Origin of the sequence: Stenotrophomonas maltophilia, from assembly GCF_003970865.1 — a bacterium.
GTDB classification, from domain to species: domain Bacteria; phylum Pseudomonadota; class Gammaproteobacteria; order Xanthomonadales; family Xanthomonadaceae; genus Stenotrophomonas; species Stenotrophomonas maltophilia_AR.
In genome coordinates this window covers 20,359-31,294 of sequence record NZ_RXLZ01000058.1, presented here as the reverse complement: position 1 = coordinate 31,294, position 10,936 = coordinate 20,359, and the positions used below count along the sequence as shown (strand labels likewise).

The window sequence follows — 10,936 nt, the reverse complement described above, 5'->3', positions numbered from 1 at the left end:
ACTACTAGCGCGTCAAGCATCTGAAGTCACGATTCGCACGCAGCCAGCTGTCGGTAGCACTTATGGTTGAATTATTGAGAGTGTGTCAACGACATCACCTACTCGGATATCTAGACGGGTATGATCGTCGGCAGCGTAAGATGTGGAAAAGGGCCCGGCCTCTGACGCATTCCGGCGGTTCCGCCCGCCACGGAAAGAAAAAGAAGATCAAAAGCAAAAGCGGCATTCCGGGTGGCTGCCGGGGTCAGATCCCTATCCCACTTCGATCTGACAGATCTCATCCACGCATGGCGTGGATCTACCGTGTCGACCAAGGTCAACACCCACCAACCGTCACCGGGAAGCTGTCGGGGGTGGGGCGATGTGGGTTGGCAGGACCGTTGGCGCCATGGATGGCGCCATCGAGCCCCCAGGGACGGGTTCACGGCGTGTCCTGCCAACCCACACCGCCCCGCCCAACCCGCAGAAACACAGAGCCGCTTTGGCTTTGACTTTGGCTTTGGCTTCGGCCTCTGCGGGTGCAGGGTGCAACCCTGCAAAGAAAAAGGCCGCCTTTCGGCGGCCTTCTCACTCATTACTTCAGCTTGATCTCGCGCAGGCGTTCCTCGAGGAAGCCGTGGGCGGTGATCGCCTCCGGGTACCGGCTCGGGTTCTCCGGGGTGATGCAGGACGGCAGCACGTCGATCAGGTAGTCCGGGTTCGGATGCAGGAAGAACGGCACCGAATAGCGCGGCTGGCGGGCCAGCTCGCCCGGGGGATTGACCACGCGGTGGATGGTCGACGGGTACACGTGGTTGGTCAGGCGCTGCAGCATGTCGCCGATGTTGACCACGATGGTGTCCGCGTCGGAGGTGAACGGCACCCACTCGCCCTCATGCGACTGCACTTCCAGGCCCGCGGCGCTGGCGCCGACCAGCAGGGTGATGAAGTTGATGTCGCCATGGGCACCGGCACGCACGTTCGGGATGTCGTCAGTGGTGATCGGCGGGTAGTGGATCGGGCGCAGGATCGAGTTGCCGAAGTTGGTCTTGTCGGCGAAGAAGTCTTCCGGCAGGCCGATGTGCAGGGCCAGCGCCGACAGTACGCGCGAACCCAGGTTGTCCAGCGCCTGGTACAGGCCGTAACCGCGCTCACGGAAGCCCTCGACCTCGGTCGGCCACAGGTTCGGCGCCATCACGCCACGGTACTTGGAGTCATCGGCGATCTCACGACCGATGTGCCAGAACTCCTTCAGGTCGAAGTGCTTGGAGCCCTTGGCGGTTTCCACCCCGAACGGGGTATAGCCGCGGGCGCCGCCACTGCCGGCCACGTGGTACTTGCGCTTGACCTCCTCCGGCAGGGCGAAGAAGGCCTTGAAGGCATCGTAGGCCGCGTCGATGTCGGCCTGCGGGATGCCGTGGTTGCGGATGCCCGCGAATCCCCATTGGCGGTAGGCCGCGCCCAGCTCGGCCACGAAGGCCTCGCGGTCGCTGTCGAAACGGGTGATGTCGAGGGTGGGGATCTGGCTCACAGCGGTTCCTGGCTTGTCGTTGGGTCTGGGAGGGCCAGCGCATTCATGGCCCACCTGAACATTGTGACAGATCGCCCGGGGGACGCCACTCGATACGAAGAAACAAACCGATACAATGCGCAACCCGCGCGCGGATTAACGATTCCGTCACAACCGGGACTCCCGCCCCTGTTCCACCTGCCGCCTCCGCCCTTCATGCGCCCTGCTGCTGCTTCTGCCAACACCTCCCTGCCCTCCGGCCCGGCACGCCATTGGCGCCGACTGGCCTGGTGGTCGCTGTTCATCGCCGGCAACGCACTGCTGGCCATGGCGATCGCGCTTGGCAACGTGCCGTTGGCCGACAACCCTGGTGGCAGCGTGGGCCTGGCCTATCTGGCCGTCGCCCTGTCCGGTCACCTGCTGGCGTTCGGCGCCCTTGCCGGCCTGCTGCCGCTGCTGCTGGGCCTGTGGCCGCGCAGCGCGCGCACGCTGAGCATCAGCGCCGTGCTGCTGCAGGGCCTGTGGCTGTGCCTGTTGCTGGTTGATGCGAAAGTTTTCACTCTGTATCGGTTCCACCTCAATGCGATGGTGGTGAACATGGTGTTCGGCGGCGCGTTGCAGGACCAGGTCGCGCTGTCGTGGAAAACCTGGCTGCAGGCCGGACTGCTGGTGGCCGCCATCTTCGCTGCCGAAGGATTGTTGGCCTGGGCCTGCTGGAAGCTGCTGCCTGCCCTGCCGCGCCGCCGCCGGGTCCTGCAGGCCTGGGCCGTGGTGGCACTGCTGATGGCCGGCGGCCAGGTCGCTACGGCCTACTACGATGCCCGCGGCGACCGCGACGTCATCGCGCAGTGGAACTACCTGCCCTGGGCACAGCCGATCACCGCCAAGAGCTTCATGCGCAGGCTCGGGGTCATCAGCGAACAGCAGGCAGGCCTGCCCGATCCGCGCCATGCGCAGCTGCTGTATCCGCTGCACCCCCTGCGCTGCCAGAACCCACACCGGCCGAATGTGCTGATGGTGGTACTGGAGTCGCTGCGCCACGACGCCATGACGCCACGGCTGATGCCCAACACGACGGCACTGGCACAGACCGCGCGAACGTACGACCACCATTTCAGCACCGGCAATGCCACCCGCTACGGCCTGTTCGGCCTGCTCTACGGCCTTCCCGGCGGCTACTGGCAGAGCATGCTGGACGAACAGCGCGGCTCGCAGCTGTTCCAGGTGCTGGGCCAGCAGGGCTACGACCTGCACCTGTACGGCAGTGCGCCGCTGTACAGCCCGGAGTTCGACCGCACGGCCTTCGCCGACGTGCGCGACCAGCTGCACCAGGGCCCCTCCGCCCTGACGCCGGACAAGCGTGACGCAGCCATCGTCGCCGCGCTGCAGACCGACATCCGCACCAGCCAGGCCGCGCAGCACCCGTGGTTCGGCTTCGTGTTCCTCGACTCCACCCACGCCGGCTACCACCTGCCCGCCCGCTACCCGCCGGTGGCCACACCGATGGCCAAGGAGATCGACTTCCTGTCCTTCGGACCGGACCACGACCCGACGCCGGAGCTCAACCGCTACCGCACCGCCGTGCACTACGCCGACAGCCTGATCGGCTCGCTGCTGGACGACCTTCGCGCGCAAGGCCTGGCCGAGGACACCATCGTGCTGGTCACCGGTGACCATGCCGAAGAGTTCAACGACCTCAAGCTGAACTACTGGGGCCACAACGGCAACTTCTCCGACTACCAGCTGCAGGTGCCGTTCGTGCTGCACTGGCCCGGCCAGGCCAGCGGCCATGAGACGCGCACCAGTTCGCATGAGGACTGGGTGCCGACGTTGATGCGCCACGCACTGGGCTGCGAGAACGCATTGAGCGACTTCAGTACTGGCCAGGACCTGCTGTCCGCGCCCAGCACCAGCGAACGTGCGCTGGTGGTGGAGAGCTGGTCGCAGCGCGCGGTACGCCATGGCGATGCCATCTACGTGTTCGACAAGTTCGGCAACGCCACCGCGCTCGACCGGCACTACCGCTCGCTGCCGCAGCAGGCTCCGGACGCTGCCGCCATCCGCTCCGCATGGGAAGCGCTGACCCGCTTCCGCAACCGCTGATCTTCAAGGACCGATCCTGCATGAACCGTCCGCTGCGCATCCTGCACACCGAAGCCGCCAAGGGAATGGGTGGGCAGGAGATCTACATCTTCCGGCACATGCAGGTGATGCGCGCGCGTGGCCATGAAGTGTCGTTGCTGTGCCAGCCCGATGCGCGCCTGGCCACGCTGGCACGCGACGACGGTTTCACCGTGCATACGCTGCGCATGGGAGGCCTGGCGCGCCTGCTGCGCGGCGTGTGGTCGGTCTCGCGCCTGGTGCGTCGCGAACGCTATGACGTGGTCAACACCACCAGCCGCCGTGACGCGCTGATCGCCGCCGCCGGCGCACGCCTGGGTGGCACGCCGCTGGTGGTGCGCTCGCGCCATCTGATGAGCCCGGTCAATTCGCTGCTGACCTATACCGGGCTTCCACACCGGGTGTTGACCGTCAGCAGCTTCGTCAAGCAGCTGCTGGCCGACCGTGGCATTCCGGCCGAGCGCATCGGCATCGTGCCGCCGATCGCGGTTCCGCCGCGCTGGAGCGAGATCCGCAGGGCCGATCCCTGGCAGTGCCTGCAGGAGGTGCGCGCGCAAGTGCGTGCCGAGCTCGGTTTCGGCGAACAGGACATCGTGGTCGGCTGCGTGGCGGTACTGCGCGAGCCCAAGGGCCATGCCGACCTGCTGCAGGCGATGGTGCCGCTGTGCAAGGCCAACCCGGACCTGCACCTGGTGATCGTCGGCGATGGCCAGGCCGTGACGGAACGACTGCAGGCGATGTGCGCCGAGCACGGGCTGCAGCGCCAGGTGCACCTGCTCGGCTACCGCGATGGAGCCTGCCGGCTGATGGCCGGTTTCGACATCTTCGCACTGGCCTCGCACAAGGAAGCAGCCGGCACCGTATTCCTGGAAGCGGCTTATGTGGGCGTACCGATCGTGGCCACGCGGGTGGGTGGCGTGCCGGAGATGGTGGTCGATGGCAGCAATGCGATCCTCACCCGTTTGGGTGACAATGCCGCCCTGACAGGTGCATTGCGCCTGCTGGTGGACGACCCGGAACGGCGGCGGCAGATGGGCCGCGCTGGCTGGGACTGGATGCACGGCGCACACCGCTTCACGCCGGACGGCCACGGTGAAGCCACCGAACACTACTACCACCAGTGGCTGAAGGAGCTGGGACATGGCTGATGCGCGAACCGTTCCGGTGCTGATGCACCACCATGTCAGCCCCTCGCCGGGCATGATCACCGTGTCGCCGGAAAACTTCGAAAGCCAGATCGCGTGGCTGGCAGGCAATGGCTGGACCTCACTGACGCTGGACCAGTACGCCGGCTTCCTGGCCGGCAAGCCGGTGCCGCGCAAGTCGATCGTCATCACCTTCGATGATGGCTACCTCGACAACTGGGTGTATGCCCATCCGATCCTGCAGAAGTACGGCATGCATGCGGTGGTGTTCGTGGTCACCGGCTGGATGGGCGAAGGCCCGGAACGTCCGCACGCCGGCATTGCCGGAGCGACGCTGCCGTCGACGCCGGACCATCGTGGCTGCGAAGCGGCGATCTACGAGCAGGACCGCAGTGACGATGTGATGATGCGCTGGAGCGAAGCACGTGCGGCCATCGCCGCCGGCACCTTCGAAGTGCATTGCCACACCCATACCCATACCCGCTGGCTGCGCCGCGACGATCTGGACCGTGCGCAGCGCCGCGCAGGCCTCAGCCGGGATCTGGCGATCTCGCGCGAAGTCCTGCAGGACAAGCTCGGCGACGTGTCCGATACGCTGTGCTGGCCGTACGGTGATTTCGACCAGGATCACATCGAAGTGGCGCGCGAGCAGGGCTTCCGCTACCTGCACACCACCCACCCGTTCGGCCGCAACGTGATCGGTGGCGACCCGGAACGCATCTATCGTTTCGCGATCCGCAACCGTCCGGCCAACTGGCTGCGCAAGCGCATCCGCCTGAGTTACCACCCGCTGATCGCGCCGCTGTTCAATGGGTTCAAGGCACGCCAGAAAAAGATGGTGCCGGGGCCGTAGGCACGACACAGCCCCGCCCGCAAAAAGAAAACGCCCCGGAACTCCGGGGCGTTTTTCTTGTACCGACGGGCAGGCGCCTCAACTGGCGGCTTCACGCACCGCAGCGGACAAGCGGTCCAGCGTCTGCTGCATCAGCGTGGCGTCATCGGCTTCCACGGTGACCCGCACCACCGGCTCGGTACCGGACGGACGCAGGAACGCGCGGCCACGGCCGGCGACGGCCTGCTGCGCCACAGCCAGCGCGGACTGCACGCTTTCAGACTGCACCGTGGCCTTGGCCGAGACATTGCCCAGGCGCACGTTGACGGTCTTCTGCGGCACCCGTACCAGGCCCTTCAGTGCCTGGCGCAGGGTCTGCCCACTGTTGCGCAGCGCGACCAGCACCTGCAGGGCGCTGACGATGCCATCACCGGTGGTGGCCCGGTCCAGGCACAGCAGATGGCCCGAGGCTTCACCACCGAGTACGCCGCCGCCTTCGACCAATGCCTGGTGCACGTAGCGGTCACCGACGTTGCTGCGCACGAACGGGATCTGCAGATCGGCGAAGGCCTTCTCCACGCCATAGTTGCTCATCAGCGTGCCGACCACCGGGCCGCGCAGGCGGCCTTCGTCCTTCCAGGCGCGGGCCAGGATATACAGCAGGTCATCGCCGTCGACCGGGTTGCCCTGGTCGTCGGCCATCAGCACACGGTCGCCATCACCGTCGAAGGCGATGCCGAGATCGGCGCGGGTCTCGCGGACCTTGGCCGCCAGGTTGTCGATATGGGTGGAGCCCACGCCTGCGTTGATGTTGACGCCATTGGGCTCGGCGCCGATGCCGATCACTTCGGCACCCAGTTCGCGGAACAGCAGCGGTGCGATCTGGTAGGTGGCGCCGTGTGCGCAATCCAGCACCAGGCGCACGCCACGCAGGTCGAACGCGCGCGGCACGCTGGCCTTGCAGAACTCGATGTAGCGGCCGACCGCTTCGCGCGCGCGCGACGCCTTGCCCAGCTTCTCCGATTCGGCGGTGGTGAACGGAATGTCCAGCGCCGCTTCCAGGGCCAGTTCGGTGGCGTCGTCGAGCTTCTCGCCCTGGGCGGAGAAGAACTTGATGCCGTTGTCGTAATGCGGGTTGTGCGAGGCGCTGATGACGATGCCGGCGTCCACGCCCAGCGTACGGGTCAGGAATGCCACCGCCGGGGTCGGCATCGGGCCGAGCAGCTGCACGTCGGCACCCGCGGCCACCAGCCCGGCTTCCAGCGCCGCTTCGAACATGTAGCCGGAAATGCGGGTGTCCTTGCCGATCACCACGATCGGCCGGCGCCCGTCCTGGCCGCGCTGGGCGACCAGGACACGGCCCAGGGCGTTGCCCAGGCGCAGCACGAAGTCGGCCGAGATCACACCCTGGCCGACCCGCCCACGGATGCCATCAGTACCGAAGTACTTGCGGCCTCCCATCAAGCCACCTCCGGCGCCGGCTGACGGCCCAGCATCGCCAGCAGATCGGACAGGCGGTCGCGCATCTCGCGGCGGTCACAGATCTGGTCGATGGCACCATGCTCCAGCAGGAACTCCGAACGCTGGAAGCCTTCCGGCAGCTTCTCGCGCACGGTCTGCTCGATCACGCGCGGGCCGGCGAAGCCGATCAGCGCCTGCGGTTCGGCGATGTTGATGTCACCCAGCATCGCGAACGAGGCCGACACGCCACCGGTGGTCGGGTGGGTCAGCACCGAGATGTACGGCAGGCCCGCTTCACGCAGCTTGCCCAGCGCGGCCGAGGTCTTGGCCATCTGCATCAGCGAGAACAGGCCTTCCTGCATGCGCGCGCCGCCACTCTGCGAGAAGCACACGTACGGGGCACCGATCTCGACTGCGGTTTCGGCGGCCAGCGCGAAACGCTCACCCACCACCGAGCCCATCGAGCCACCCATGAAGGCGAAGTCGAACGACGAGGCGACCAGCGCACGGCCCTTGAGCAGGCCGCGCATGGCGATCAGCGCGTCATATTCGCCGGTGTTCTTCTGCGCGATCTTGATGCGCTCGCTGTACTTCTTCTGGTCCTTGAACTTGAGCAGGTCGGTCGGCCCCAGGCGCGCACCGATCTCGGTGGTGCTGTCGGCGTCGAACAGGGCGGCCAGGCGCGCACGCGCGCGGATCGCCATGTGGTGGCCGCACTTCGGGCAGACCTCCAGATTCTCTTCCAGTTCCGGACGGTACAACGCGCTGCCGCAGTTGCTGCACTTTTCCCACAGGCCCTCGGGGACACTGCGCTTCTTGCTGGGGGTGTTGTCGGTGCGGATGCCGGACGGCATCAACTTGCTGAGCCAACTCATGCGGGAGGACACTTCCGTTCAGGGCGGCCCAAGGGCCGCAAAGGCGGACAGTCTAGCTCCGCTTTCCCCGCCCGTGCACCCCCTTGCCGGCCACGGGGCAGCCGGAAAAAACCATGCTGGGACGTACGTTTAGGTGCTGGGTCATGCAGGCCGCTGGCCGGCAGCCCGTACATGCAGACCCATGGGTAGTTCCGGCCGCTGGCCGGCAGCCCTTGCATGTGGCCGTCAGGAAGATGCCGGCCAGCGGCCGGCACGCCCGTTACGCGTCCAGCGCCTGCCGCAGCGGGGCCAGGAAGGCTCCAGCGCGCTGCGCGGCCTCTTCAGCCGAGCCCGCTTCGGCCAGCACTGCAACCAGTGCACTGCCGACCACCACGCCATCGGCCTGGCGCGCCATCGCCGCCGCACTGGCGGCGTCCTTGATGCCGAAGCCGGCCACCACCGGCACCGAAGCGCGCGCGCGCAGGGCCTGCAGGCGGGCGCTGGCGGCATCACTGTCCAGCCGCTCGGACGCGCCGGTGACACCGGCAAAGCTGACGTAGTAGAGGTAGCCACGGGCCAGTGCCAGCAGCTTGTCGGCCCGCGCTTCGCTGGTGGTCGGCGACGCCAGCAGGACCAATGCCAGGCCCGCTGCATCAAAGGCCTGCTGCGCTTCGCCGGCTTCTTCCGGCGGCAGGTCGACCAACAGAACGCCGTCCACACCGGCCTCCACCGCTGCCGTTGCGAACGCCGCGTAGCCATGGATCTCCACCGGATTCAGGTAGCCCATCAACACCACCGGCGTCTGCGCGTCACGCTCGCGGAACTGCGCCACGGCCTGCAGCACGTAGCGGCTGCCCGCCCCGCGAGCCAGCGCGCGCTCGGAGCTGCGCTGGATGGTCGGACCGTCGGCCATCGGGTCGGAGAACGGCACGCCCAGTTCGATCACGTCGGCACCGGCATCGACCAGCGCGTGCATGACCGGCACGGTGGCCTCCAGCGAAGGATCACCGGCAGTGATGAAGGGAATCAGCGCCTTGCGCTGCTGCTCACGCAGTCGCTGGAAACAGGCATCGAGTCGGGATACAGGCATCTCAGGCACATCCTTCAATCAGTTCAATCGCATCGCTGGTCCCCCAGTACATCCGGGTGACCTTCCCTTCAAACAGTTCCAGGCGGATGCCCAGGTCCGAACCCGGGTCCTGCCAGGTGAGGTACTCGCCCTGGTCACCGTCGTAGGCATGCGGGCTGGACACCGGCGGCTTCGGGAACTGGGCCATGGCCTGGGCACGGGTCATGCCGATGCGCAGGCCGAACGGTCCCGGCTGTTCAACCGGCAGTTCCGGCTCATCGCCCGGCTTCAGATCAAAACGGACCACGCGGTCGTCGTCGGTCATCATCGACACGCCCGGCGGCAGCCCCTTGCCGTCGTAGTACTCGCAGTCGCCTTCGAAGAATTCCTTCGCGCCCTGCGCCTTCCAGGGACCCAGCGCCTTCAGGTCAGTCATGTGCTGGCCAACCAGCACGTCACCGGCATGATCCAGCGCCACCGAAGCCACCGCGGGCGCGTCATCGCCGCTCGTCCCTTCTTCGGAGGGGGCATCGACAATGGGCGTACGCGCCATCGGGTCAAGATCATCATTGGCGGCCTGCTGCACAGGCTGCGTGGTGGCCTTGGCGGCCGGTGCCAGCACCGGCGGCTCCGGCGGCTGGCACGCAGCCAGGCCCAGTGCCAGCAGCAGCACGCCACTGTTCCGCAGCAGCGCGCTCACAGCACCAGCCCTTCGCGCGCGGCGATGGTGTGCACATCCTTGTCGCCACGGCCGGACAGATTGCAGAGGACGATCTGGTCACGCGGACGACCGCGCGCCAGCTTGATCGCCTGCGCCAACGCATGGCTGGACTCCAGTGCCGGCAGGATGCCTTCGGTATGCGCCAGCAGATGGAAAGCCTGCAGGGCTTCCTCGTCGGTGATGCCGAGGTACCGTGCGCGACCGGTATCGGCCAGGAATGCGTGCTCAGGGCCGACGCCCGGGTAGTCCAGGCCGGCCGACACCGAGTGGGTCTCGATGATCTGGCCGTCGTCGTCGCACAGCACATAGGTGCGGTTGCCGTGCAGCACGCCGGGGCGACCCGCCGCGATGGAGGCGGCATGGCGACCGGTGCTGATGCCATCACCGGCGGCTTCGGCGCCGACGATCTCGACCTGGCGATCGTTGAGGAAGGCATGGAACAGGCCGATGGCATTGCTGCCGCCGCCGACGCAGGCGGTGATCGCATCCGGCAGGCGGCCGTACTCGGCCAGCATCTGCTCACGCGCTTCGCGGCCGACGATGGCGTTGAAGTCGCGCACCATGCGCGGGTACGGATCCGGGCCGGCCACGGTGCCGATGATGTAGAAGGTGTCCTGCACGTTGGTCACCCAGTCGCGCATCGCTTCGTTGAGCGCGTCCTTCAGGGTGGCCGAGCCGGAGGTGACCGGCACCACCGTCGCACCGAGCAGCTTCATGCGGTAGACGTTGATCTTCTGCCGCTCGATGTCGGTGGCGCCCATGTACACCACGCATTCCAGGCCCAGGCGCGCGGCAACCGTGGCACTGGCAACGCCATGCTGGCCGGCGCCGGTCTCGGCGATGATGCGCTTCTTGCCCATGCGCGCGGCCAGCAGCGCCTGACCGATGGTGTTGTTGATCTTGTGCGCGCCGGTGTGGTTCAGGTCCTCGCGCTTGAGCAGGATCTGCGCGCCGCCGACGTGATCGCTCAGGCGCTGGGCGTGGTAGATCGGGCTCGGCCGGCCCACGTAGTGCGCCAGGTCGCGGTCATAGGCGGCCTGGAATTCGGGGGCCTGGCGGGCCTGGTCATAGGCCCGGGCCAGTTCCTGCAGCGGGCCGACCAGGGTTTCGGCAACGAAACTGCCGCCGTAGCGGCCGAAGTGGCCCTGGGCATCCGGGAAGGCGTGATAGTCGGCAATGGGGGAGGCAGACATGGATACGACCGGTGGTTCAGACAGGTGGATACTCTAGCGCACGGGTCGTGA

The 10,936-nt window shown here is 67.0% G+C and carries 9 protein-coding genes; 3 read left to right on the top strand and 6 right to left on the bottom strand.

Features of this window, described 5'->3' with window-relative positions; translation table 11 throughout:
• Nucleotides 1-574: 574 nt before the first annotated feature.
• Nucleotides 575-1,510: an isopenicillin N synthase family dioxygenase gene (locus EKL94_RS17280; RefSeq protein ID WP_126930024.1), complete on the bottom strand. Its 936-nt coding sequence runs from the start codon at nucleotides 1,508-1,510 to the stop codon at nucleotides 575-577.
• Nucleotides 1,511-1,705: 195 nt separating this feature from the next.
• Between EKL94_RS17280 and EKL94_RS17275 the strand changes: the two genes are divergently transcribed.
• The 3 genes from EKL94_RS17275 to EKL94_RS17265 are packed head-to-tail and all read left to right on the top strand — an operon-like array spanning nucleotide 1,706 to nucleotide 5,608.
• A complete protein-coding gene (locus tag EKL94_RS17275; protein WP_126930023.1) occupies nucleotides 1,706-3,592 on the top strand; it encodes a DUF3413 domain-containing protein in 1,887 nt (628 codons plus the stop codon).
• Between the two features lie 20 nt (nucleotides 3,593-3,612).
• Complete coding sequence (locus EKL94_RS17270) at nucleotides 3,613-4,758, top strand: glycosyltransferase family 4 protein (protein WP_126930022.1); 1,146 nt, start codon at nucleotides 3,613-3,615, stop codon at nucleotides 4,756-4,758.
• Nucleotides 4,751-5,608 (top strand): polysaccharide deacetylase family protein, encoded by an 858-nt coding sequence (locus EKL94_RS17265; RefSeq protein WP_126930021.1) that lies wholly within the window; start codon nucleotides 4,751-4,753, stop codon nucleotides 5,606-5,608. The genes EKL94_RS17270 and EKL94_RS17265 overlap by 8 nt, the downstream gene beginning before the upstream one ends.
• A 78-nt stretch (nucleotides 5,609-5,686) precedes the next feature.
• On the opposite strand, the gene glmM is transcribed toward EKL94_RS17265, so the two are convergent.
• From glmM to trpB, 5 genes are all read right to left on the bottom strand, one after another.
• On the bottom strand, nucleotides 5,687-7,048 hold the full coding sequence (glmM, locus tag EKL94_RS17260; protein WP_010483073.1) for a phosphoglucosamine mutase: 1,362 nt from the start codon (nucleotides 7,046-7,048) through the stop codon (nucleotides 5,687-5,689).
• A complete protein-coding gene (gene accD / locus EKL94_RS17255; protein ID WP_005410473.1) occupies nucleotides 7,048-7,923 on the bottom strand; it encodes an acetyl-CoA carboxylase, carboxyltransferase subunit beta in 876 nt (291 codons plus the stop codon). Before accD ends, glmM begins: the two co-directional genes overlap by 1 nt.
• Before the next feature lie 259 nt (nucleotides 7,924-8,182).
• Nucleotides 8,183-8,992, bottom strand: coding sequence for a tryptophan synthase subunit alpha (gene trpA / locus EKL94_RS17250; protein ID WP_126930020.1), 810 nt, complete (start codon nucleotides 8,990-8,992; stop codon nucleotides 8,183-8,185).
• A gap of 1 nt (nucleotide 8,993) precedes the next feature.
• Nucleotides 8,994-9,671, bottom strand: coding sequence for a hypothetical protein (locus tag EKL94_RS17245; RefSeq protein ID WP_010483068.1), 678 nt, complete (start codon nucleotides 9,669-9,671; stop codon nucleotides 8,994-8,996).
• Nucleotides 9,668-10,885: a tryptophan synthase subunit beta gene (gene trpB, locus EKL94_RS17240; RefSeq protein WP_126930019.1), complete on the bottom strand. Its 1,218-nt coding sequence runs from the start codon at nucleotides 10,883-10,885 to the stop codon at nucleotides 9,668-9,670. The genes EKL94_RS17245 and trpB overlap by 4 nt, the downstream gene beginning before the upstream one ends.
• Nucleotides 10,886-10,936: the final 51 nt, after the last annotated feature.

Bases quoted from the DNA above. Each gene is read 5' to 3' on its own strand.
- EKL94_RS17275 (WP_126930023.1), top strand. From the start codon at position 1,706: ATGCGCCCTGCTGCTGCTTCTGCCAACACCTCCCTGCCCTCCGGCCCG.
- EKL94_RS17270 (WP_126930022.1), top strand. From the start codon at position 3,613: ATGAACCGTCCGCTGCGCATCCTGCACACCGAAGCCGCCAAGGGAATG.
- EKL94_RS17265 (WP_126930021.1), top strand. From the start codon at position 4,751: ATGGCTGATGCGCGAACCGTTCCGGTGCTGATGCACCACCATGTCAGC.
- glmM (WP_010483073.1), bottom strand. From the start codon at position 7,048: ATGGGAGGCCGCAAGTACTTCGGTACTGATGGCATCCGTGGGCGGGTC.
- accD (WP_005410473.1), bottom strand. From the start codon at position 7,923: ATGAGTTGGCTCAGCAAGTTGATGCCGTCCGGCATCCGCACCGACAAC.
- trpA (WP_126930020.1), bottom strand. From the start codon at position 8,992: ATGCCTGTATCCCGACTCGATGCCTGTTTCCAGCGACTGCGTGAGCAG.
- trpB (WP_126930019.1), bottom strand. From the start codon at position 10,885: ATGTCTGCCTCCCCCATTGCCGACTATCACGCCTTCCCGGATGCCCAG.